Origin of the sequence: Blastopirellula marina, assembly GCF_002967765.1 — a bacterium.
Lineage (GTDB): Bacteria > Planctomycetota > Planctomycetia > Pirellulales > Pirellulaceae > Bremerella > Bremerella marina_A.
This window is the reverse complement of sequence record NZ_PUHY01000010.1, coordinates 900,614-925,212: the sequence shown is the minus strand read 5'-3', so window position 1 is coordinate 925,212 and position 24,599 is coordinate 900,614. Positions and strand designations below refer to the sequence as shown.

The window sequence follows — 24,599 nt, the reverse complement described above, 5'->3', positions numbered from 1 at the left end:
CTGGTTGTTTGGGCCGTGGTTTGCGCCAAAATATAAAGATCAACTAACCTGCCTAGTTTGTTTCTATTCGTAAGCAAAAATCATGAAGCTCTCTCGACGTATCTGGCTGAAACTCTCTTCGATCTTCGCCTGGGGTGGCCCCGCGGCGTTGGTTTCGGCTCAAGATTCCGCTATCCCTGCGGACATCGATCCCGCGATGCCGTTTGGCGAAGACCACAAGCGTTTGGACTCGCTGGCCGTTGGCAATTGGTGGGACAAGAAGGCGAACGGTAAGACGCCACCTCCGCCAATGCTCGTCCCACGTGACGAAGTAGTCGCCTTCGCGGTTTACACCCAGAATAACGGTGTAATGAAGATGACCGCCCAGCTTTATCCACTAAAGCCAGATGAAGCACGCATCGCCCGTCTCGAAATCAAACAAGATGACGAGTGGGTCGAGATCGCAAAGGAAGAGGTCCTATTCCCTGGCTGGAGTGCTCACTTCCGTGTTGAAGATTGGGACGGATCGAAAACGGTGCCTTATCGCGTCCGTCACGGTAAGAAGGCGATGTTTGAAGGTTCGATCCGCAAAGATCCGATCGACAAAGAAACGATCGTCGTGGCCAACATGTCTTGTAACTCAAGCAGGACGGTCGGTGCTCGACCTGAGATTCTGGAAAACCTGCTGCTGCAAGATCCAGATCTATTGTTCTTCGCCGGCGATCAAACCTACCGCCACACAGAACATACTGCAGGTTGGATTGAATTTGGACTTCAATTTCGCGATGTCATTCGTGATCGTCCTGCGATCTGTACGCCTGACGATCATGACGTCGGCCAGCCTAACCTCTGGGGCGAGAATGGCAAGCTCTCGACGCTGCCTGGCAACGCGGATGGCGGCTTCATGTTTCCTGCCGAATACGTCAACATGGTTCAGCGACAACAGTCGTGGCACCTCCCTGATTCCCCTGATCCGGCAACCATCGAACGTGGCATTACCGTTTACTTCACCAGCATGAAGGTCGGTGGCGTCGACTTCGCGATTCTCGAAGACCGTAAGTTCAAGAGCGGCCCGGCAGGCAAGATTCCTCAAATGGGTCCGCGTCCGGATCATATCAACGATCCTAGCTACGATCCGAAGTCGATCGATTTGCCTGGTTTGGTTCTGCTCGGCGAGCGACAGTTGAAGTTCCTGAAGGATTGGGGACAAGATTGGAGCGACGTGCAGATGAAGTGCGTTCTCTCGCAAACCGCTTTTTGTGGTGCCGTTCATATGCACGGTTCCGAAACGGGGCGTTTGTTGGCCGACCTCGATTGCAACGGCTGGCCGCAAACGGGACGTAAGAAAGCTCTGGAAGAGATCCGCCGAGCGAAAGCGATCCATCTTTGTGGCGACCAGCACTTGGCCGTGGTTGTGAAGCACGGTATCGATGACTTCGGTGACGGCCCTTACGGATTCACCAGCCCGGCGTTGGTCAATACGATCTACGGACGTTGGTGGCATCCGCTTGATGAAAAGCCAGGTCCACATCCGGTGCCTGATAGCCCACTTCCATGGACGGGCGACTTCAAGGATGGCCTGGGTAACAAGATCTCGATGATGGCGTACGCCAACCCGCCAAACATCCGCGACGAAAAGCAGCGAGCCGACGGTTACGGGATCGTGCGATTCAACAAGAAGACGCAAGAGGTCACTATTGAATGCTGGCCACGTTTCTCGGATGCGAAGAAGGGAGATGGCGAGCAGTTCCCTGGTTGGCCGATCAAGGTGGCCGTGGCCGATTACGATGGTCGCAAGCCGGTCGGTTTTCTGCCGGAGTTGAAGTTCGACGAAACGGACAACCCGGTTGTTCAGGTCGTGCGAGAGGAAACCGGCGAGGTGCTTTACACCCAACGCGTTGGTGGCACTTCGTTCCGTCCGCCAGTGTTTGCGGAAGGAACCTATACAGTTCATGTCGGCAGATTTAAGGCTGGAGAGTCGAGCTTCTCGCAGTTGGCGATCGCCCAGGCCGAAGAAAGTATTGAAGTCGTCTTGGCGTAGTTTTGCCGTTAATTTGTGCGTTCCCCGCGGCGAACTATGAAGCCGTGGGGAACTGCGCAAAAAAGATATCTATTTGCGCAGTTCCTCATTGCTGGGACGGTGAGCAGAGAATAGGTTGAACACCATATCTCTTGCTTGCAATTCCCATGACGAGGATCGCACCGATGCTTTCGAACTACTTCCGCCACAGCACGATTCTGTCGGCGTTGTTTCTCTTTGGCGTCTTCTTTGCCACGCACCTATCTCTAGCCATCGCCGATGCACCCGATGCCTTGGCCAAAAAGATCGATCCCCTCGATGGACCACCAGTCGTGACCTGCGACGCTTGGATTGTGGTTGATGCGAAGAGTGGAAAGCGGCTGGACGGATGGAAGGATACGGAGCGACTTCATCCGGCTAGTGTTACCAAGATGATGACCGCCATCTTGGTGAACGATGTCTTGGAGAAAGACCCAGACGCAATTAACGAGACCATTACCTTCTCTGAAAACGCCGACAAGACGGTTGGTTCCACCAGCGATGTCAACGCTGGCGAGAAAGTTTCGGTGGGAGATCTTTTGTATGGTTTGCTCTTGCCATCGGGCAATGATGCATCGGTTGCATTTGCCGAGCACTTCGGCGATCGAGTGGGAGAAGAAAGCGACGCGAAGGGATACGATCGTTTCATCGAAGCAATGAACCAGCGAGCAAAGTCGTTGGGAATGGACAAGACCGGCTATCGCAATTCGCACGGTCTGGATCACGACGAGCACCTGACAACTGCTGCCGACCAAGCCAAGCTGGCCTGCGAGATCATGAAGAGCCCGATCTTGTCCAAAGTTGTGGGTACGGCAAACTACAAAACACACGTGACCAAACCAGACGGATCGAAGCGCGAAGTCGAGTGGGATAATACAAATCGTTTGCTGAAGTACCAGAACTATCTGGGAATCAAGACAGGTACTACTAGTAAAGCGGGCGCTTGTCTCGCTTCCTGCTGCGAGCGGGAAGGGGATCGCCGGATCTTAATTGTCCTTGGTTCCAGCGGCACCGACGCTCGTTATTCCGATTCCCGCAATTTGTGGCGTTGGACTTGGACGCAAACTCCACCCAATTCGGCGAAGACGGATAACAAAATGACACTCAGCCCGGAAGCGAAACGAATTCACGAATCGTCCTTGGTGATCGATGGTCATAACGACTTGATGTGGGAGGTTCGTGAGAAGGGGGACAGCAGTTTCGAGAAGATTGACATTCGCAAGCCACAGCCGAAACTGCACACCGATATTCCTCGTTTGAAGGCTGGCAACGTCGGCGCTCAGTTTTGGTCGGTCTACGTTCCGGCAACTCTCGACGATGATGGAACGGCGTTTTTGACCACGCTGGAACAAATTGCTCTTGTAAAGAAGATGGTTGAGCTTTATCCCGATCAATTCGAACTGGCGATGACCGTGGATGATATCGAACGCATCACGAAGAGTGGTAAGCTGGCTTCGCTGATCGGTGTGGAAGGTGGCCATTGCATTCAAGAATCGCTAAGTAACCTGAATCACCTTTACGATCAAGGTGCTCGCTATATGACATTGACGCATAGCAAGAACTTGAGCTGGGCGGATTCGAGCACTGATGAGGAGCAAACCGGCGGCTTGAGTCCGTTTGGTGTCGAAGTTATTCAACGAATGAATCGACTTGGAATGATGGTCGACATCTCACATGTATCGGCAAAGACCATGCATGCTGCGATGGATGTCAGCAAGGCTCCGATCATCTTCTCGCATTCATCCGCTAGAGCCGTCGCCGATTCACCACGTAATGTTCCAGACGACGTCTTGAAGCGGGTACACGACACTGAAGGCTTGGTGATGGTGAACTTTTACTCGGCGTTCGTTGTTCCAGAATCTGCCCAGCGATACTCGACTCGCTTCGCTCTGAAACAAAAGTTGATCGACGAAGTCGGTTTAGCCGAAGCCAATGTACGAATGGCAAAATGGGATCGTGAGAATCCGATGCAGCTAGGCACGATTGAAGACGTTCTCGATCATATCGATCACCTGGTGAAGGTCGCCGGTTGGGAACATGTTGGTTTGGGCGCCGACTTCGATGGAGTCGACGCTCTGCCCGAAGGCCTTGAGGACGTCAGCCGTTACCCCTACATCACGCAAGGCTTACTCGATCGTGGTTACACCGAAGAGCAAATTCGCGGTATCCTCGGCGAAAACTTGATGCGTGTCATGCGGAAGGTGGAAGAGGTCGCTGCAGAGATGAAACAAACGACCGCTACTCCTTAAAGTCTTGCCGACGCTTCTTTTGAATCGGATCGGACGCTTCAGTGACTGCGACGTGCTTCTTAAGTCCGTCGCGTAGGCGTTCGATCCGCTCGGCATCTTTCGCTGGGATGGTACTCTTGGCCAAAGCTTTCTTTTCGTCGGGATCGGCCAAGACGTCGAACAATCTTCCATCTGCGTACAGCTTGTACTGGGCATCCCGTACATGCTGGGATGCCTTACCACGCATTCCGTTGCGTTCGTACCAACAATAGATGTACGGCTTTTCTCGCTGCTTCCCAGAAAAAACGGGGGCCAAGCTTACGCCATCGATGTTGAGCTTTTCTGGAACTTCGACGCCGGCAACTTCCAGCACGGTTGGCAGTACATCGCTGAAGTCGACCAAGTCTTCCACGACCTTGCCTTTTTCAATTTTGCCAAGCCAGCTCGCGAGAAAACCAACATGGGTACCATTATCTTGTGGGCTACCCTTGCCACCTCGATAGTCACGGCCATGAAAAGGGGTGACAATACTGGTATAAGTTCCGTTATCACCTGTCCATAGAACCAACGTGTTTTCGCGAAGCTTAAGCTCGTCAAGCTTGTTGATGACTTTACCGACCATCTTGTCGGTGTACCGAACCATCGCGTCCCAATATTTCGGTCCCTTAAACCCACCAGGTTCGGTCGTCTTGTCACGCCACATCGTCGGATCCCAATCGGGGTGATCCGGTGTCGGCAAGAAGGGCCAGTGCGGGGCGATCATCGGATAGTAAACCAAGAACGGTTTTTCCTGATGCTCTTCCATGAAGTTGCAAATGTAGTCGCTTACGACGTCTGGGCCGAATTCACCATTCTTGAAGTCAACTTCCTTACCGTCGATTTCTAAGCCTGGGTTCGGGTAGCGGCTTGGCCGCCGTGTGAGCTGCCAGAGGCAATAATGATTGAAGCCAAACTTGTCTGGTCCTTCATACCCACCTTTGAGTTGCCACTTTCCGGCGATGCACGTCTCGTAACCAGCGTCTCGCAAGATGTTAGCAAAGGTCGTCGCGTTGGGATCCAGCAACCCGAATTGGATGTAGTTGCGATTGTTATAGATACCCGTCATGATCTGCACTCGCGAGGGTGTACAGATCGGCTGAGCGTGAGCATTCTCAAATCGCATCCCCTCCGCCGCCAGCCGATCGATGTTAGGAGTGGGATACGCCTTGGAGCCGTAACAACCGAGGCACTCGTAACCGATGTCATCCGCCATAATAACGACGATATTTGGCTTGTCAGGCGATGCTGCCGTTACGAGGTCGACCAATACGAATTGCCACAGCAAGGAAAGCAATCCGAACGCGGCATACCTTGCAAATCGACTTCGCAAAACGCATGGTAGCCAGTTGCGGATGCCAGATTGCGGCTGCGAACGCACAAGAAGCATGGTTATCTTTCGAGTATTGGCGACGGAATCGCCATAGGTTGCGACTTCACTTGGGACCGCGTTGCCTACCGCGATCGAAGAGTCGCTATCGGTGGGAATAAGGCCGCATCGATGATCGATTGACCGCGCGAGCGTCTATTCGCTCGAATTGCATTTTGATCCTTCAATAAAGCTGCGTCAATTCCGACCGTTCAATCGGCTTCAGCGATGACGTGACCGTCCATTTCAAGCAACTCAAGCAGGGATGGTCGAGGCGGTAGGTATCGGACTTCACTTTCGCAATTCAAAACGACTCCAGAAGCGGGTCAACACGTCAGACACGTCAACGTACGGCGTAGAAGAAGTGAATAATTCGTAAAGAGGTAAGGAGGTTGGAGTCGCGAGTTCTTTTGTTGTCCTAGCTAACAGATTATGCAGTTATGTACTTTTATGATTTTCCTTGACTTATGGGTTGCGCTAGTTTTAACTTACCGCAGCTTAGTGTGAATTCCGTCTCAGTGGGTATCTGTTTCCATGAACACTGCGTCGAATTCAGGCTCTCCCCCACATGCTTCGCTCCTCGTCTAATGCACGATTGATAGCCCCATGCGCCAACCCAAACGAGTCTCTCGCCGCAACCGGTACGCACGTCGCCAGCATAAAGCTCGAACGCTTCGCTTCGACACGCTCGAACAACGAGCCATGTTGGCGGCAAACTTCATCGTTAACACAACGCTCGATACGATCGACGTGAATCCTGGCGATGGGATCGCGGAAGACGCAAGTGGAAACACGAGTCTGCGTGCCGCAATCATGGAAGCGAACGCCACGATCGGCAACGATACGATCACGCTCCCGGCTGGAACTTACCGGTTAACTCGTTCGGGAGCTGCTGATGATACGGCCCAGCGAGGCGATCTTGATATCACGGACGATATTACAATCAATGGTGCCGGTTCTGGTTTAACCGTCATTGATGCTGGAGGAGATTCTGGTATCGGTGAGCGAATCTTCGAGATTCATCGTGGACAATTCGAACTCGACCGAGATGTCGAGTTTCACGGGATCACGTTCCGGGGTGGTCGGACGTTAGGGACCACCTTTCCCCTAACTCGTGGCGGAGCGATGCGGATCGATTTCTACAACGATGTGCTCATCACCGATGCCATTTTCGTTGATAACCAGGCACCAGCAACTTCCGGAACTTCCAGTTATGGCGTCGGTGGAGCGATTTCAACGAGCGGTGCGCTCGAAATCCGCGATAGTCGTTTCGAGAACAACTACGCGAGTAATTCGGGAGGAGCGATTTATGCGGCCGGAACGGTTTCCAACTCGCCTGACCGGGTACGACTTGATATCTTCAATTCCACGTTGACGCAGAACCGTTCAGTATCCGGCGGGGCAATTGAGAATTTCGTGCCCCTGACGATTGAAGCTTCGACCTTAGACAACAACACGGCGGTCTCCCAGAACGGCGGAAGCGGGCAGGGCGGGGCGATTAATTTACAAGGAGGATCGTATGCAAGTCTTGCGCTGACGAACTCGACGCTCTCTGGAAATCGAGCAATTTTTGGCGGGGGAATTAACAGCTACTTAACTGCCAACAGCTTTGATATTACTTCAAGCACCATTGTGTACAACGACGGTGCTGGCATTCGCGTTTCTTCAAGCAACGCCCCCTCAATCACCAATTCAATCATTGCGGGGAACTTCGGATCCAATTCTGGTACAGATGTTGTCGGAACGGTTAGCAGTTTGGGCTTCAATCTCGTCGGTGATTCCAGCGGCAGCACCGGTTTCAATGCCGTTGGTGACCTGGTCGGTAGTAGTACCACTCCGATCGACCCCAACTTGGGCGTGCTTGCCGATAACGGCGGGCTAACGTTTACCCATGCACTGTTAGCCGGCAGTCCTGCGATTGACACTGGGAATATCAACCGTTCGACGTCGATCGATCAGCGGGGTATTTTTAGACCTCAGGGAGCCGAGTCTGATATCGGCGCCTTCGAACTAGAAGTCTCCGTCACGGATGGTGTCGTCGCGAACGATCTTTCGTTGACGATCGATGAAGATGCTTTCTACAACGGAACACTTCCCGTTACTGCGCCAGATGGAGCTACGTTGACCTATCGCGTAGTCCAGGCTCCGCTTCACGGTAATGCAGTTACGCGCACGAATGGCACTTTCTTTTATGCTCCCACGTTGAATTATTTCGGATCTGATAGTTTCATCTACGAAGTTTCGGACGGTCAAGGAAACTCCGACACGGGAACGATTTCTTTTACCATCGCTCCTGTTAATGATCCCCCCTATGTTGACAATACGCTCGTTGTCACCACCGATGAAGATCAGGCCGTGACCGCCGAAATTGGCTACCTCGAAGTCGAAGGAGAAACGGTCGCATTTAGCCAAGTGTCCGGACCTGCAAACGGATCGCTTGTCTTTGACTCGAATGTCCCAGGCAAGTTTAACTACACACCTGATCCAAATTTCAACGGAACCGATACGTTCGTATTTCGTGCTACTGACATTCAGGGGAACTTCACCGAAGCAAGCGTAACAATAGAAGTGACACCCGTTAACGATGCACCGATCGCCGTTGGCGATCAGTTTGCGATTAACGTCGGCGAATCGTTGTCGATCAGTGCCCTTCCGGTGTTTCAGTTATCGATGGATAGTGCCCCGGGTGACTTTGTCGGAGCCGGGAAGTCGTGGTACTACGATGATAGTAATACGAGTTTTTCTGGGACGAGGAATTTCGATTCAGGCGTTTCGATCTCACTTCAAGGCGATACGTTTTGGAATCTTGATTTCGCTGCAGCAATGGATGCTCTTCTGACCCCTGGGTATTACACCGACGCAACCCGTTGGCCATTCCAGAGTTCCTCCGAACCAGGACTTGACGTATCAGGTGACGGCCGTGGAAACAACCTGCTAGCTGGCGAGTTCACGATCTACGATGTCGATTATGGTCAGGCCACATCCACCAGCAATCCGATTACCAGTTTCGCCGCTCGGTTCACTCAGCAAGGAATCGAGGATGGCATCATTATGCCACCATTAACCGGCACTATCCTCTACAACACGGCGATTGGCACTGGGGCTGGTGTGCTTGCCAACGACAGCGATATCGATGGCGACCTGTTTACGGCGATGCTGGTTGATGGACCCTCGCACGGCACGCTAACTCTGAACCCTGACGGAACGTTATCTTATTTCCCAGATGCAGGCTTTATCGGGACCGATTCCTTCACGTACAAGACGAACGACGGTCGACTCGATTCTAACGTTGCCACCGTTGAGATTACCGTCAGCGAAGTAAATGATCCGCCGATAGCGGTCGACGATCGGGCAACAACAACGGTTAACAATGCGGTTGTTATTAATGTGCTCGATAACGATACCGATGCAAACGGCGACCCACTGCAAGTATCGCAAACAACGCAGCCTTCCAATGGAACGGTTTCGGTTAATCGTGACGGATCGGTGACCTACTCGCCGGCAACGGGCTTTTCTGGAAACGATAGCTTCTCTTACACAATCAATGATGGAAAGGGAGGGAGCGATATCGCCACCGTTTCTGTTGTGGTGGAAGCCGTCAATACGCCGCCGGTTGCCCAAGACGATGCCTATGCGACTAGCGAAGATGTACCATTGGTCGTATCAGTGTCCTCTGGAACAGGAACCCTCGATCAAGTGAACGACCGGGACACAGGGCGTCACCAGTTCAATGCCGCATCGCTTGATCTACAACAACAAATCGTGGCCGGTCAATCGGGGTATCTTAAGTCGGTCGATGTTTATATCGGTCAATTTAGCGATGTCGGGAATACGCTCGACTTCTACGTCAATGTCGGTTCGGCACTTCAAACCGACACGCCTGACTTCCGCATGCAACACACGTTGCAGGCCAGCGACATCGACGGCTGGCTGACGATTGATGTCGCTGCCGCCAACATCTATCTACAAGCGGGGGAGGTATTCACCATCGGGGCATTCTCGCTTGCCCCGGCAGATGTCTTTCTATTGGCTACAAACTCCGACCTCGTCAACGGCGACAATTACACGGCTGGTTCACTCTGGGTGGATGGGCAACTGCGTCAAACGCCAGGCAACAACGATTACGACTTGCTGTTCCGCACGAGAATGGGGACGGTATCTTCAGCAGGCGGCGTTCTCTTGAACGACCAAGACGCGGATGGCGATCCGCTGACGGCATCTCTGCTAACGCAGGCATCTCACGGTACGGTCGACTTTGCCTCAGACGGCACGTTCACCTACACCCCGGAGTCGAACTTCAACGGTCAGGATAGCTTCACCTACTCAATCAGTGACGGGAATGGTGGATCGGATACGGCGACTGTTGTGTTAACGGTTACGCCTGTCAACGATTATCCAACCGCGTCGGACGACGGTGCGACGACCGACGAAGATAATTCTGTGCTTATCAACGTATTGGCGAACGACACCGATATCGAAGGAGATTCGCTAACCATTGTGCGGACCACTACGCCACTGCATGGCAGTGTCTTTGTTAATCCGAATCAGGAGATCGTCTACACTCCCAACTCCAACTTTAATGGAGTCGATACGTTTACTTACGCCGTTGATGACGGAAAAGGGGGAGTCAGTTCGGCGTCAGTCTCGGTAACCGTCAATTCGGTAAACGATTCGCCAATCGCGATCGACGATGCCCAAACGACCGATGAAGATACTGCCGTGGTGATTGACGTGCTTGCCAATGACTCAGACGTCGACGGCGATCCATTGGCGGTCTCAGGTATGAGTAGTCCGGCGCATGGCGTTGTCGTGTTGAACGGAAACGGAACGATTACTTACACGCCAGATGCAAACTACCACGGTGCTGATAGTTTCACCTATGATGTGAGCGATGGAAACGGAGGTGTCGATACCGCAACGGTCACCATTACCGTGAATTCGGTGAACGATAAGCCTGTTGCAAATGCAGACACCGGGACGACCGACGAAGATGTTCCTGCCGTATTCGATTTGCTCAGCAATGATAGCGATATCGATGGCGACCCGCTGACGATCTCTTCCGTTACCAATCCGAATCACGGTACGGTGGTGGTCAATAACGACGGCACGATCACCTATACACCGAATGCGAACTTTTTTGGTACCGACAGCTTTCTGTACACAATTAACGATGGACAGGGAGGAACTGATACGGGCACGGTCGCGATTACGGTTGACTCCGTCAATGACGCACCTGATGCGAACAGTGACAGCTTCTTAACAAACGAAGATGTCGCTGTCATTTTCGACGTGCTCATCAACGATACGGACGTAGAAGGAGATTCGCTTTCGGTGACTGGGGTTGCTGCACCGTCACATGGAAGTGCTGTACTCAACGTTGACGGGACGGTTACTTATACGCCAGATCCCAATTTCAATGGTGTAGATAGTTTCACTTACACAATAAGCGATGGTCTTGGAGGCGCGGACACGGCCACTGTGTCGGTTACCGTCAGTCCCGTCAATGACAATCCGGTCGCCACCAACGATGTGTCAACCACCGTCGAAGATGCTGCGGTCGTCATCTCGGTGCTCGCTAATGATTTCGATGTCGATGGTGACCCACTGTCCGTGGAATCTGTCGGTAACGCAAGTAGCGGAACCGTCGTGATCAATCCAGACAATACCATCACGTATACGCCCGATCCCAACTTCAATGGAGTCGATAGCTTCCGCTACACCATTATCGACGGTGCCGGTGGTAGTGCGACGGCAACGGTCGATCTTCGTATTAACAACGCCAGCGATCGTCCGGTCGCAGTGGACGATGTTGCCAGCACTGATGAGGATACACCCATTGTTATCGACGTCCTGGCAAATGACAGCGACATTGATGGCGATACCTTGTTACTCGTTTCCGCTTCCAATCCACTTCATGGCAGCGTGGTCATCAATGCGGATAATACCATTACTTATTCACCTTCCGCCGACTACCACGGAGCAGATAGCTTTACTTACTCGATCAGCGACGGAAATGGTGGCACCGACACAGCCACCGTGTCGATCACGGTTGTTCCTGTGAACGATAAACCGGTTGCCGTCGACGATGAAGTATCTACGGCGGAAGACGTTCCCGTTGTGATTGCTCTGTTGAGTAACGATAGCGAAGTCGATGGCGATTCTTTGGGAATTGTTTCGACTACGAACCCACTCCATGGCAATGTCGTTGTCCACGCGGATAACACCGTCACGTATTCGCCATCGGCAAACTACAACGGAACGGATAGTTTCACCTACACGATCAGCGATGGAAACGGTGGCACGGATACCGCAACCGTATCAATTACTGTCACGCAGGTGAACGATGAACCGGTTGCCGTCGACGATGAAACATCTACGGCAGAAGACACGCCAATTGTGATTGATGTGTTGAGTAATGATAACGATGTGGATGGCGATTCGCTCACCATCACAAGCGTATCTAGTCCTGCTTCCGGTTCCGTCTTGATCAACGTGGATAGCACGATTACCTACACGCCGAATCTCAATTTCCATGGCTCCGATAGCTTCACCTATTCGATCGCAGATGGGAACGGCGGAACGGATATGGCCACGGTAACAGTTGGCGTAAGCCCCGCGAACGATGAGCCCGTTGCCTTGGGCGATGTCGTGGTAACCAACGAAGATTCGCTGGTTGTCATCGATGTGCTTAGTAACGACAGCGATATTGACTCCGACCTGCTCTCAGTGAGTTCGGTTTCGTCGCCAAGCAATGGAGTCGCCGTCTTGAATGGTGACGGCACCGTTTCCTACACGCCCAATCCTAACTTCAATGGGACCGACGCATTCACCTACACAATCATTGACGGACACGGCGGGACAGACACAGCCACGGTGAATGTGACCGTTCTTCCGTTGAATGATGCTCCGATCGCCGTGGACGATGTCGTTGTCCTGGCGGAAGATACGTTTGCGGCTATCGATGTTCTGAACAACGATGGCGATGTCGAGGGCGACGTATTGACTGTGATCGCAGTGACGAATCCTGCTAATGGAACTGCCACGATCGAGACCAACGGTTCGATCGCTTACACACCGAATGCGAATTTCAACGGTGTGGACAGTTTCGAGTACACCATCGCGGACGGTAACGGCGGCTTCGATACGGCGACTGTCAATGTTACGGTCACGCCGGTAAACGATGCTCCGATTGCTGAAGACGACTTGGCCACAACCGCGGAAGATTCGTCCGTGGTGATTGCCGTGCTCGATAACGACACTGATTTCGATTCGGATCCATTAGTCGTCGATTCGCTAACTAGTCCAGCGAATGGAAGTGTTGTGCTCAATGGTGACGGGACGATTACTTATACACCAGCCGCCAATTACTTCGGTATAGACAGCTTCGAGTACTCACTTGTGGGTGGCGTCGGAACGGCGACAGTAACCATTACGGTCACTTCTGTTAACGACGAACCAGTTGCAAAAGACGACGCAATAAGCACTACGGAAGATACGGCCGTGGTCATTGATGTGCTTGCGAACGATTCGGATATCGACAGCAACAGTCTGCAGGTCACGCAAGTTGGAGCCCCCGCCAACGGTCTCGTGAGTACCAATATCGATGGTACTCTCACCTACACTCCCAATGCTGATTTTCATGGCTCAGACTCGTTCACCTATTCGATCAGCGATGGCGATGGTAAGAACGCTACAGCTACCGTCTTTGTGACGATCAATTCGGTGAATGATGATCCCATTGCAAACGACGACACCGTCAGCACCGAGCAACGCGTGCCCGTCGTCATACCAGTCTTGGCTAATGATAGTGACGTGGATGAAGATGCGCTCAGCGTCAGTATTTTGGGCAATCCCGCGAATGGCGTTGCCCAGGCAAATCCAGATGGAACGATCACTTACACCCCTAATGCCACGTTTGTCGGAAGTGATCTCTTCACGTATACCGTAAGTGATGGCAACGGGGCGGCGGATACGGCGACCGTTACAATTCGTGTTTCAGAAGCTGGCGGAACCAATGGAAGTACCGTTTCAGTCACGCTTGATCGAGATCACCCAAGTCGGGGACGCGGTAATGGATCGAAACTCCCAGGGAGTAACGGCAACGGACCATCCGGTGATAACGGTCCGACGAACGATGAAATTCCCGTATTCCACGAGTGGCAGGTCGTAGCTGGTCATGTATGGTTGACCATTCAAGATGAATTGCCCGACGTTCCGGTCGATCTAAACGTTCAGCTTACCTCGTCGACCTCTTTGTTCGAGGCCCCCACGATCTCCGAGTATGAAGGTTCATCCGCAACGGTCGAGCATGCTTCTGGCGGTGGTGTTCGGGTCACGACCTTCACGCTCGTGGATGTTGATCTTTCAGAATATCAACCGGGGGATCGCGTGCTACTTGGAACGTTATCGTTCAATCCAAATCGATCTAATCCTGAGGGGTTATCTGCGGATACATCAGGCCATTACGCCGAACTGGAAACGGATCTTGGATTCTTTGTCGAAGATGCCGCTGTCGTTGGGGGCGATCATTTTACCGTCGATTCCGACGTGATCGGGCAGATGGCACCCGTTATTTATGATCATGACGAAGATGGACGAATCGGGCTGAGCGATCTTGCCGAGTTTCTTTCTCACATCGGGAAAAAGGCGAAGGCCTCCAATCCTGAAGTTTACCGATTCGACTACAACCGAAACGGCCGCGTGTCGTTCGATGATCTCTCGCTTTTGCTACGACATTTCGGCATTGCCAAGCCATCTTCAGCGAATATTCGCATGCCGGGACTATCGGATACACCAGTGATTCAGGATAACGGCGGTGGCCTGTTGGAAGGCGAATCGTTGATCGTTTCCCAAACTTCACCCCTTCAAACGACCGCATCGTTCCAGCAAAGCACGATCAGCTTTCTGGAGGTGAGTGATAGCTCGAGCGTGGAGGATTCGAGAACATATCCGAACTTCCTGCCCGCCCTTGGTCAGACGATCACATCGCATGAGAATCAACTTGATCAAACGCTAGAATCATTGACCGATCTGGAGGTAGATTCGACCAAGACGATCACAGATGAATCTCTCGATCCACGTCTCGTCGATTCCGTGGTCGCCGATATTGATCTAATCGATGTCGCGTTTAGCCAGGATGACGATGCAAGCGAGGACTTCTGGGACGAAGCACTCACTGAGATCGACGACACTTTTCCCCTCAAACGATCAGATAATTGAGCGTAACGGAGAGTTTGCCGATTGGTAAACGGATAGCTCTGCTGGGTGTAGCACGCAGGGCAGATCCGTTCGATCGGAAACGAGTTCGAGACGAGTAGACGCTCACTGAACCCAAATTGCGTTCGTTGCGGAATTGGCGCCCAACGCTTGAGTATCGCGGCGCGCGTTAGTCGATGCGAGTTCCTTCTCCGACCATTTTTTCGACCTCTTCTTCACCACGATAAACCCAAGCCTCCAGATCGTTTCCATGCTGGAGTTCGATTTGTTCGCCGATTTCGTTGACCTTCGCGAGCGCCGCCTCGAAGGTGGCTTCGGTTTTGGCGTCAGCGCGTCGGAAACCTTTGGCTTCGCGGTCTTCGGCGTCGGACTGGGCGATCCATGGATCAAAGATGAGATTCACTTGGTGGTTCGGGGCATCCTTGTCATAAGCGGCAGAGTCCTCTTTGGTCGGATTCCGGCCGCCGAAATCTGGTACCGGCGATCGGAGTGCGGTCCATTGCATTTGGCCACTGCGCGAGAACTTGATCATGATCATGCCAGGCGTCCATTCAACACACCAATAAACGTCGTTGCCGTCCAGTACATAGCTGTACCGAGCAAGCATGTGCAGGATAGCCGCCGGCCCGCGCATGTAATCTTCCGCCGAGAGAGGACGCAGCGTATCGATGGCCTTGCGTAGATAGGCAGCATCGTCTCGATCGACCTCTGCTGTATACATGGCCGGGGCTTCGCGTTTCCGTTCGACAAGAATGACGTACCGCATCGTTATCAAGCTAGTTAAAGGAGTTCTGAAGTTTCGCATCACGTATTTTAGGGCCCGAGAATAAATTACGCGATAACCCGCAACAGACCTAACCGGACCATGTTTCCATTAGGGAAAAAGGTTGTCCCGCTACATGGAAAGGGGGCGTTAACGCTACCTTAAGGATCCAATACGTTCATTTTGCGTTAGATTTTTGAGGTTTCCGATCAATACAAATGTCGATTTTTACCGATGAAATAATCCCACAGACCTTGCGTTCTTGAAAACAGCAAGATAGTATTCAAATCAATCTCTCGGATTAGACATCTCGTTCTCAGGAACGCCTACCTGTGTCTCGCAAAACTCAACAAAGCTGGTCTCAGGAAAATCCCTGCAAACGGGATGAGGCGAAGCTTTCGCGAGGCTGGTACCGTCTAGAATCCAATCTCTCTGAGTCGATCACACCGCTACATGCGTTTCTCGTAATCTTCTATGCCTTGTGGGTTGTGGGCGGTTTATTGCAAACTGATCTCGGCCGAAGCGGCAAACCAACTAGTCCGCATTCTTACGATAGCGGTCAGGCTGAGATTGCTGAGCTTGAAACTGAAGGCATGGGTGAATTGCAACTGTTTGCTCTGACGACCACTTGGGTAATGCCCATTGCGGAAGTCACGGCAGTTCCGGTCGTTAACGATCGATCACCAGTTGTTTCTATTCAATCGCATACCGTATCTCTCCTTCGTGGGCCACCGGTCGCTTAAGTGCGCCCCTAGGTTTCTCTTGCACCCCGTCATGCCCCCGTTAACCTGCGGCGCATCTGACAGATTCCTACTAGCGATATGGCCATTTTTCGTGGCATAAGCTTACGTTGGGTTTTTGTTCTCGCCGTAAACATCGCATCACTGTTGTCATGCGATGTAGTGATTCTCGCTACATGAGAGTCCGCAAGACCCCCTTAGCCAACCCGTTGTCCGTTTACTTTTAGGTGCAATATGCGCGAGTTTCTCGAAGCTACGGCTTTCGGTATGCTCGGAGCCAATGTCCGATCGGGCATAAGTCGGATGTTGTTGACATTAGCTGTGCTCGTGTTGACGGCGGCAATCGGAAGTCATGCATTCGCTCAAAGCGAAAGCACGGCGACCATGCCCACGATCCTTGGCCAGTCATTGCAAGCGAAAGACAGAACTGCTCTGCCGGTCACTAAGGTGGGAGGTGACAAAAAAGTAAGGTCTGAGCTGAAAACTCGACCCATTGGAAGCAGCGAATTCAAGGCGATCGTAGAAGTAGCTCACCCCGATGAACTTAAGGTGGGCGAGGCGGTTGATGTCTCGGTGGTCTCACTAGGTGAGGGCGGCTCACATGCAACGCCGGTCTTGCGAAATGTGTTGGTTCACTCCGTCGAGAAATTGCCCGGCACACCGGAACAGACGCCGCCCGAAGAAGAGGAAGATGCACCGACGGTGATCGAGCATGGCCACAAATTGCCGGCCGTCTTTCCAACGCGCATCGTCACGTTGGTAGTGAAGGGTGGTGAGATTGAAAAGTTGCGATTAGCCGATGCACAAGGCGTTTTGCGCGTGTCGGCACATGTCCACAAAGAGTCGGGCAGTATGCTTTCAGAGATCGCGCACAATTTCGTGGCGAACTTGTTTCAGCCCCTGCTGCTGTTCTTCTTCATGGGCTTTGCGATTCCTTTGTTGCGGGTTCCTTTCGAGTTTCCCAAAGCACTTTATCAGAGTTTAACGATATACCTGCTAGTCGCGATCGGCTGGCATGGTGGCGAACTGATGGCTGAATTGCCATCTTCGGAACTGGCGGTTGCCGGCGGGTTGGCCGCAGTGGGGTTCATCGTGAATGGCATCATTGGTTTGAGTGCAACGTGGCTTCTGCGTGCGTTCACTCCGATGCGCCGGATCGATGCGGTGACCGTCGGTTCCTATTATGGATCAGACTCGGCAGGTACATTTGTTACCTGCCTGGGGATCCTCGCTACCTTGAATCTACTCCACGACAGTTATATGCCGGTCATGTTGGCCGTGATGGAAATCCCTGGCTGTCTTGTTGGGTTATTTTTGATTTCTCATTTGCGTCGCAGCGGCATGGACAAGTTAGGCAACATGCCTGAAGAGCCCGGCTACATGGGTGACGCCAGTGCATTATTCGCCGACTCGGTGGCGAGCGATGAACACGGTGATTTGCACAATGGCTCGCGCCACGGTCAACCGGTCGCAAAAAGTGTTGGTGCTGCGGTTGTTGGTGGTAAGAGCAGTGGCTTGAATTTGAAGATCTTGCACGAAGTCTTCTTGAACCCAGGTCTGTACATGCTGTTTGGCGGAATCATCGTCGGATACATCAGTGGTCGTCAAGCGCTCGTCGATCCGCACGTGGTTGAAGGTCCAAACAACTTGTTCCTGACGATGTTTAAGGGGGCGCTTTGTCTGTTTTTGTTGGAAATGGGCATCACTGCTTGTCAACGTCTTAGTGACCTAAAGACTGCTGGTATTGGCTTTATCATGTTTGGTGTCTTGGCACCAACATTGTTTGCCACATTTGGAATGTGTTGCCTGCATGCCTATAGCTTGGCCCTGGGGCATCACTTTGAAACAGGTACTTACGCATTGTTCGCTGTACTTTGTGGTGCAGCCTCGTATATCGCTGTTCCGGCGGTTCAGCGAATTGCCATTCCGGAAGCCAGTCCAACTTTGCCACTTGCGGCTTCGCTTGGTCTGACCTTCACTTGGAACGTTACGCTCGGCATTCCGATCTACATCGAGATCGCCAAGCATCTCATCGCGTTCATGCCGGTCGCTTAATCTACGACTGGTGGCGATGATGCGATTTCATTACCCATCGAATGTGCGAGGAACAATCCAATGATTACGACAAAAAACGCGCGACGCATCACAATTGTTTTAGATGCAGCGCTTAAAGAAATAGTGTTTGAAAAAGTTCAACAGCTTGGTGCGACTTGCTTCAACTACAGCGAAGTGAGTGGACAAGGTCATCATGCGGTAACGGGCAATCCCTACAGCGGAGAGAGTCTGCTACGAATGGAGATTGTCACCACACCGACAACGGGTGCCAAACTGTTGGATTGGATCCACGCGGCTCAGTTTGCCCAACTGAGTCATTACGCCCTGTTCGCTTTCGCGGATACGGTCGAAGTGGATGAACGAGATCAATCCGTCACGAAGTTAGGTTAGTCCCTGCTTCGTGCGACAATCGTCCTCCCCCGAAGCCTGTGTGGAAGTTCGCTTCTGCGCAGGCTTTCCCTTTTATTTCATCTGACTCGCGTGGTTCGTCATCCCGAAGGGAGAGGCTGGCATGTTGTCCAGTTCTGGATACGACGTGTTGAATCAGAATTCCATTCGCATGAGTCTCGCGTCCGTCGAATTCCACGGAAGTGAAAGTAAGTTTAAAATTAGGTAACGCGATGATCGGCGGTTGGGTAGCCGGCGTGATTACTACCAGATGCGATGAGCATGAACCTGGGCCTTATGAGTGCAGCTTACCATTGGACGCGATGGTTACCGGTGCCCAGCTTCTGGCTCAGGTCCCACATGCAATTTCAGATAGAGGCAACACTTGATGATCATTGTGACGCACTATCCAGGCTTCACAGTCGAACCAAGTGTCTAACAAAACAGCCATCGTCACACCTCTAGACGATGGCTGTTTTTTTGAATGATTAAAGTGAGCATGCAAAGGGCTAAGCGGTCGCTTGGCCGTCGTGTAGCTTTTCGTCAACCTTATCGACGATCTTTCCAACCGTTGCGGCAAGTGCCAGAATCGCCATACCGGTCATCAATAGGTCGACGCCGACCAAAATGCCGATGGCCCACAATCCGGAAGCTGGCCACTGCATCCAGATCATCGCACCGAGCAGCCAGGTGACGATGCCGCTGAACAGTAGCGCCGTCCAGCCCTGGGCCGGTCGAAAGTTAAAGGAGGCGATGACTTTCCAGATGCCCTCCGCCACGAAATAAGCAGCGAGGAACAGCGTCAAGACTTCCAAGCCAACGACGGGGTGAGCCAAGACAGCTATGCCGCCGAGTGTCGTCACGATGCCCAAAATGAGTGGCATCAACTTGTGCGTCATCGTGTCGGCCTTCAGGCCGCTGATGACTTGCGTAATGCCGACGATCAGCATGACCGCACCCACGATGTAAACTACCGCTGTGCCAGCGACAAGCGGTGAAGCCACTGCGATCACGCCCATGGCTACGGTTAAGAATCCCATAATATATAGCCAGGTTACACTAGGCTTTTTGGCGTCGGTCATGGTCGTGTCTCCGAGTCGATGGTAGTTGGTTTGGCCAAACGGGCTACCGATCAATATAGCACCCAATTCCAGCACTTATTAATGGTCTTTTTTTAACCTTGCCGGAAGTAAGCAACTGGGGCCGGTTTTAGTTTCGTATTGCCCCTAGCTTCTAAAGCCGAATCTTTAGGCCCAACTCACTTTTCATCGTCAGCAATGCTTCTGCATTTCCCTTGGCGTCGTCGACAGGATCGTGGGTATGGCGTGTTTTCCGTAGATGTTTGAAGTTTTGGAATACATCCTTCACCATCCCTTTGTAGAGCGATCCAAGGTTCGTTGAGCTAAACCCAAACGGATTTCTGCCCAGGAAGTGGTGGAAGTACCAATTAATGAATTGCCAATCGAAGCCGTTGTTGTCGGAAACAAACATCGGCTTGCCATCGCTTACTTGCTTCAGCCAGTCCGCGAACGACCGCATGACCTGCGTTGGCTCGTCGAAGGTAAGGCATGTTTCGCGCGAAAACCCTGAGACGGCGAGTGCTTCTGGAATCCATTTCTCGGAGATCGGCTTGAGGCGGCCGTAAAAGGTTTGCTCAAGACCAGGTTGAACGAGCACGGCACCGAAACAGACCATCGAGTAGTCTCCCGGAATCGGTCCGTCCGACTCGATATCGACCATGATGTAACTCATTGAATTCTCTTTCTTGTGTTTCACTTCTTGTTCTCTAAGGAGTGATTCTATCGAGAATGAGAATTCTTGGATCTTCATTTCCCGGCGGAGAAGGGGAGGTGAGCATTAGTTGCCGGCCATGCCTTCATATTCCCAGAGCATGTAGGTCCGCAGCTGATCGACTGCCTGGTGCCAAGTATTCGTTTTCGTCGATGCAACTTTGGTCTCGATGGCCTGGCGTACTGTGGCGGCATCGAACCAGTCGACGAGGATACCTGGGATGGTTCCGAGTGCTTTCAAACGACCGAACGCAGTTGGTGTCGCGACGCAAACTTGAAAGTCGTTACCTGCTTCCTGGCCAACTTCGCCAACGGTGATGTGGAACCAGCCGTATGCGTCGTACGGATCAGGCGGAGGCTGCTGTGCAAATTCGTCCCAGTTGAGAAAGTCATTGGGGCACGATTCTTTGACTTCGATTTGCATTCCAAAACGATCGCTCGCGAGTATTTATGAATTAGCGGGGCGTTTTTCCGGGCGGGACACGTTCCAGGCCAAGCCAACACTTTCGAGGCAGCAAATCAGACGATAGGAGAAATCGATCTCCCACCAAGCTCGGCCATGGGCGGCAGCGGTAGGCAAGGCATGATGATTGTTGTGCCAGCCTTCTCCGTGGGCAAGCAGTCCAACGAGCCAATTGTTGCGACTGTTGTCGCTTGTCGAATAAGTGCGATATCCCCACAAGTGCGTGAGCGAATTGACGGCCCAGGTAACGTGCCAGACAACAACGGTACGTACTGCCACACCCCAAACAACCAGACTCAGTCCCATTCGCCAGGCTTCGCTCAAACCTCCAGTGGCTGCTCCGATGGCAACCCCGATGAAGAAGATTGCCAGTACGTGCAATAGGAACAGAAGCAGTCCATGGTGTTTTCGTTCCAGCCACAGATAGAATCGGTCACGCAGCAGGTCACGTGCGTATCGATCAACATGGGCCGCGTGACCAACGTCTCGATTTTTAACGATCAACCAACCAACTTGGCCCCAAACTAGATTAACCAGTGGGCTATGAGGATCAGGTTGTTCGTCCGAGTGTTGATGGTGCAGGCGATGCGTCGCGACCCATCGGACGGGCGTATCTTGCAAACAGCAAACGCCCAGCACAGCAAACGTATGTTCCAGCCACAGCGGGCACTGAAAACTGCGATGTGAAAGAAGTCGATGGTAACCAACCGTCATTCCGAGCATGCCGAACAGATAATGACCGATCACCACCGAGGCAACGCCCACCCAGCTAAATAACCAGGGCCAAACGGCCAGTAGTGCCATCAGGTGCATGCCACCAATTCCAATGGCATAGGGCCACCAGATGCGAATTGGGAAGACGCCAGTAGGTTTTTCCTGACGGAGAATCTGCGCCGTCGCGGATTGATCGGGCATATCCTATGCCTCCTTATTGAAAGGGAATCCAACCCAAAGTTTCCGCGTGTTGGCAACGGTGTGAGGATTGAAGAGAGAACGTTGGTGAGCCGTCAGCTTAACGTATGACGCAATGCTTGCCCACGGAATTCCGTTCATTCGCGGATGCGTCGTAAGATTCTCTCGGCAGCGTCAATTCCTTCGTCTCTCTAGACGCTGTTTTACTTACGGGCTCTAAACCGAATAGTTTTACCATTTTCCGCAGATTGCTGGTGCACAATCACGTTACCTTGTTCCGAGTCACAACTTGAGGGCTTCGATACGAGAATGGTCGTGATGGTACCTTGAGGGGCATCGAACACTCCGTTGACAATCAACACCGGACTATCCGCGTACCGAATTTGCAGATTTAGTTCTCCGGTCGATGGCTTCAGCCAATCGCTATGCTCAGGATAGCTTAGTTTCCTGCTTGACGTTGCGTTGCCATTTGAATCGTGAATCGTCGCGACGATCGGTCCTTCCCCCGGCGTGCAAGCGACCACTCGCACCCGCGCTGGATCATCTGGCTCAACACTTGGAATTCGAAGCAGCGTTTGTTGAAGAAGTAAGCGTTTGTCACTGGTTTCATCGATGCCACCCAGCACTAGTCTGGCTTGCTGCCAAATACTCGTGCTCCACAACTGAGCGTTACGTTTCGGACTGGCAAGTGGTTCATGACGATTGAAGCCATGCAAGATAAACAGATAACGATCGCTCTTGGCAAACCCGTATTCGACACTTGCTCCAGGTAACGGACTTTGATCCGTGATCGAAACCCGCCAGCGGCCTGGTCGAAGTTCAAGCGGGCCCAGTAATTTACCATAGGGAAGCTTCTCAGTATTTGCATCGTCGGACTTAGCGATGGATTGGAAGCGTACTTCCAGTTCCGTTTTCGGTTGACTCACATTAATGGCGAATACATTGGCAGGCTGCTCAGCAGTGGCAGCGCTACCACCGCCAAGAACGGTACCGCTTAAGATCAGTGTCGTGATAATGTTTTGTCGAACTTGATTTCGCAGGTTCACGTGGCACCTCCTTCCCCAAGACGTCGCAAGATGGCTGGTCGACCAAAGACTGCGAACATCGAAAGGGCAGCCAGCAGTAGGAGAGGGAATGGGGCCGTGAGTAACAGACGGGCAACTAGCAGTAAGCCGACCGGAGCAGCGATGATCATTCCCAGAATCGGAATCCACCGTAAGTGGTTGACCTCGCGCCAGCAAATGAAATTCACGATGACAAACGTGACTAAAAACACCAAGCTTGCGGCTTCGACCAGCGATGATAACGATCCTAGAATTGCCAGCAGTGTCGCAATCGTACCGATCACCATGATAGGCCGGTCTGGAACATCAAACCGATTGCGGTGATCAAACCACGGGGGGAGTTCGCCATCCCGTGCAACGCGGGCAGCAAGTTTGCCGGTCGAGTAGAGGGTGGAATTGATCGCGGCCGCGGTAGCGAAGGCTGCAGCGATCGTCATGATCACAAGACCTGCAGGGCCAGCCAAGTTTTCGGCCGCAATTGACAATGCGACTTGTTTCTCATCGACGATGGTTAGTGCCCCCGCAAGCATCGTCGCGCCAAGTGCAACCAGGACGTAAACTAACACAACGAAGACCGCCGCGGAGACCAGCACCGGCGTTAATTGTTTCTTAGGTTCTTTAATCTTGTCGTATTCGTAAGTGAGAAGTTGAAAGCCTTCATACGAGACAAAGATACTTGCTGCTCCAATTGGGGCCGCCCAGATGCCACGTGGAGAAATGCCAGCCACGAGCTCGGTCGTGTCCCAGTAGCAGACGCCTGCGATTCCCAAGGCGATGAGGACGAGCAGATTGGCCGATACGATCACAACTTCGACTGCGGTCATTTTCCCGATGCCAATTAGGTTCAGGGCGATCAGGCCGAAACCAGCGGCGAGGGCCAAAATGCGAATCGTTAATGCATCGCCTCCCAGGGCGTAAGAAACATAATGACCGAACGCAAAGGCATAAACCGCGATGGTCAATGTGTAGCCGATGATCAATAACCAAGACAAGCTGCCAGCGGCTCCTTCACGGTCCATGTTCTCCAAGAAGTCGAAGGCACCACCGCTCCCCTCGAAGTGATTGGCAAGCGTCGCGTAAGAATAGGTCGTGGTAACGGCAATGATTCCTGCGATCACAAAGCTCAGCCAAGACCACTGCGCGGCAACCGCAATCACCACTCCGAGTGCGATATAAATACCTCCGCCCACCATTCCACCGGCGGCGAGGGCCCAAACACGAACAGGACCAAGTTTCCCCTGAGGGTGTTGGTCTGCTTTCTCCTCTGTCATTTTTCGTCCCGCTTCGATCACGTGTGAGGCAAGGTTTCACGCGGTGTTGCGCTAGAATGCTTTCGCTAATAAGCGACCATCGCATCTTTTTCGTGCAAACAACGCGCCGCTTGGGCGAGATGCTGCGGGACTATCGGGGGCGATGAAACGTGCAGCGGAATTGCCATGCTTTCATTTCCCTCAGTCTGGCTGCCGTTGATCACTTCGCGAAGTCGTTGTTGAGACCCAATCGCCGCAACAGCGATGGGGATAACTTGCCTTCTTGAG

14 protein-coding genes are annotated in these 24,599 nt (G+C 52.5%); 6 read left to right on the top strand and 8 right to left on the bottom strand.

Translation table 11 applies throughout. The features are described from left to right. Nucleotides 1-82 precede the first annotated feature (82 nt). Nucleotides 83-2,020, top strand: a complete 1,938-nt coding sequence (locus tag C5Y83_RS14870) for a hypothetical protein (protein ID WP_199195043.1) — start codon at nucleotides 83-85, stop codon at nucleotides 2,018-2,020. 164 nt (nucleotides 2,021-2,184) lie between these two features. Next, nucleotides 2,185-4,287 carry a membrane dipeptidase gene (locus C5Y83_RS14865; protein ID WP_158262368.1) on the top strand — a complete coding sequence of 701 codons (2,103 nt, stop codon included), beginning with the start codon at nucleotides 2,185-2,187 and terminating at the stop codon, nucleotides 4,285-4,287. On the opposite strand, the gene C5Y83_RS14860 is transcribed toward C5Y83_RS14865, so the two are convergent. Beyond that, complete coding sequence (locus C5Y83_RS14860; RefSeq protein WP_105330509.1) at nucleotides 4,277-5,692, bottom strand: sulfatase-like hydrolase/transferase; 1,416 nt, start codon at nucleotides 5,690-5,692, stop codon at nucleotides 4,277-4,279. The genes C5Y83_RS14865 and C5Y83_RS14860 overlap by 11 nt on opposite strands. A 585-nt stretch (nucleotides 5,693-6,277) precedes the next feature. On the opposite strand from C5Y83_RS14860, the gene C5Y83_RS14855 reads away from it, so the two are divergent. Continuing rightward, a complete protein-coding gene (locus tag C5Y83_RS14855) occupies nucleotides 6,278-14,890 on the top strand; it encodes an Ig-like domain-containing protein (RefSeq protein ID WP_105330508.1) in 8,613 nt (2,870 codons plus the stop codon). Nucleotides 14,891-15,056: 166 nt separating this feature from the next. On the opposite strand, the gene C5Y83_RS14850 is transcribed toward C5Y83_RS14855, so the two are convergent. Then, nucleotides 15,057-15,653, bottom strand: coding sequence for a hypothetical protein (locus C5Y83_RS14850; protein ID WP_105330507.1), 597 nt, complete (start codon nucleotides 15,651-15,653; stop codon nucleotides 15,057-15,059). Nucleotides 15,654-15,982: 329 nt separating this feature from the next. Here C5Y83_RS14850 and C5Y83_RS14845 point away from each other — a divergent pair, with 329 nt between their 5' ends. The 3 genes from C5Y83_RS14845 (at nucleotide 15,983) to C5Y83_RS14835 (ending at nucleotide 18,835) form a co-directional block, all read left to right on the top strand. Next, the gene (locus C5Y83_RS14845) at nucleotides 15,983-16,393 is read left to right on the top strand and encodes a hypothetical protein (RefSeq protein WP_105330506.1); all 411 of its coding nucleotides are present in this window, start codon (nucleotides 15,983-15,985) and stop codon (nucleotides 16,391-16,393) included. 231 nt (nucleotides 16,394-16,624) lie between these two features. Then, the gene (locus C5Y83_RS14840; protein ID WP_199195042.1) at nucleotides 16,625-18,445 is read left to right on the top strand and encodes a sodium-dependent bicarbonate transport family permease; all 1,821 of its coding nucleotides are present in this window, start codon (nucleotides 16,625-16,627) and stop codon (nucleotides 18,443-18,445) included. Between the two features lie 60 nt (nucleotides 18,446-18,505). Next, nucleotides 18,506-18,835, top strand: a complete 330-nt coding sequence (locus C5Y83_RS14835) for a P-II family nitrogen regulator (protein ID WP_105330505.1) — start codon at nucleotides 18,506-18,508, stop codon at nucleotides 18,833-18,835. A gap of 506 nt (nucleotides 18,836-19,341) precedes the next feature. On the opposite strand, the gene C5Y83_RS14830 is transcribed toward C5Y83_RS14835, so the two are convergent. The 6 genes from C5Y83_RS14830 to C5Y83_RS14805 all read right to left on the bottom strand — a co-directional run bounded on the left by C5Y83_RS14830 (nucleotide 19,342) and on the right by C5Y83_RS14805 (nucleotide 24,332). Further along, nucleotides 19,342-19,914, bottom strand: a complete 573-nt coding sequence (locus tag C5Y83_RS14830; protein ID WP_146117784.1) for an HdeD family acid-resistance protein — start codon at nucleotides 19,912-19,914, stop codon at nucleotides 19,342-19,344. A 151-nt stretch (nucleotides 19,915-20,065) separates the two neighbouring features. After that, complete coding sequence (locus C5Y83_RS14825; protein WP_105330503.1) at nucleotides 20,066-20,584, bottom strand: exonuclease domain-containing protein; 519 nt, start codon at nucleotides 20,582-20,584, stop codon at nucleotides 20,066-20,068. Between the two features lie 105 nt (nucleotides 20,585-20,689). Beyond that, on the bottom strand, nucleotides 20,690-21,046 hold the full coding sequence (locus tag C5Y83_RS14820) for an Imm8 family immunity protein (RefSeq protein WP_105330502.1): 357 nt from the start codon (nucleotides 21,044-21,046) through the stop codon (nucleotides 20,690-20,692). Between the two features lie 24 nt (nucleotides 21,047-21,070). Further along, nucleotides 21,071-22,000, bottom strand: a complete 930-nt coding sequence (locus C5Y83_RS14815) for an acyl-CoA desaturase (RefSeq protein ID WP_105330501.1) — start codon at nucleotides 21,998-22,000, stop codon at nucleotides 21,071-21,073. 200 nt (nucleotides 22,001-22,200) lie between these two features. Beyond that, complete coding sequence (locus tag C5Y83_RS14810) at nucleotides 22,201-23,043, bottom strand: DUF4397 domain-containing protein (RefSeq protein ID WP_105330500.1); 843 nt, start codon at nucleotides 23,041-23,043, stop codon at nucleotides 22,201-22,203. After that, entirely contained in the window at nucleotides 23,040-24,332 is a 1,293-nt protein-coding gene (locus C5Y83_RS14805; protein ID WP_105330499.1) for an APC family permease, read from the bottom strand. Before C5Y83_RS14805 ends, C5Y83_RS14810 begins: the two co-directional genes overlap by 4 nt. Nucleotides 24,333-24,599: the final 267 nt, after the last annotated feature.

Excerpts from the sequence above, each read along its gene's own strand:
- C5Y83_RS14870 (WP_199195043.1), top strand. The coding sequence starts at position 83 with ATGAAGCTCTCTCGACGTATCTGGCTGAAACTCTCTTCGATCTTCGCC.
- C5Y83_RS14865 (WP_158262368.1), top strand. The coding sequence starts at position 2,185 with ATGCTTTCGAACTACTTCCGCCACAGCACGATTCTGTCGGCGTTGTTT.
- C5Y83_RS14860 (WP_105330509.1), bottom strand. The coding sequence starts at position 5,692 with ATGCTTCTTGTGCGTTCGCAGCCGCAATCTGGCATCCGCAACTGGCTA.
- C5Y83_RS14855 (WP_105330508.1), top strand. The coding sequence starts at position 6,278 with ATGCGCCAACCCAAACGAGTCTCTCGCCGCAACCGGTACGCACGTCGC.
- C5Y83_RS14850 (WP_105330507.1), bottom strand. The coding sequence starts at position 15,653 with ATGCGGTACGTCATTCTTGTCGAACGGAAACGCGAAGCCCCGGCCATG.
- C5Y83_RS14840 (WP_199195042.1), top strand. The coding sequence starts at position 16,625 with ATGCGCGAGTTTCTCGAAGCTACGGCTTTCGGTATGCTCGGAGCCAAT.
- C5Y83_RS14835 (WP_105330505.1), top strand. The coding sequence starts at position 18,506 with ATGATTACGACAAAAAACGCGCGACGCATCACAATTGTTTTAGATGCA.
- C5Y83_RS14830 (WP_146117784.1), bottom strand. The coding sequence starts at position 19,914 with ATGACCGACGCCAAAAAGCCTAGTGTAACCTGGCTATATATTATGGGA.
- C5Y83_RS14825 (WP_105330503.1), bottom strand. The coding sequence starts at position 20,584 with ATGAGTTACATCATGGTCGATATCGAGTCGGACGGACCGATTCCGGGA.
- C5Y83_RS14820 (WP_105330502.1), bottom strand. The coding sequence starts at position 21,046 with ATGCAAATCGAAGTCAAAGAATCGTGCCCCAATGACTTTCTCAACTGG.
- C5Y83_RS14815 (WP_105330501.1), bottom strand. The coding sequence starts at position 22,000 with ATGCCCGATCAATCCGCGACGGCGCAGATTCTCCGTCAGGAAAAACCT.
- C5Y83_RS14805 (WP_105330499.1), bottom strand. The coding sequence starts at position 24,332 with ATGACAGAGGAGAAAGCAGACCAACACCCTCAGGGGAAACTTGGTCCT.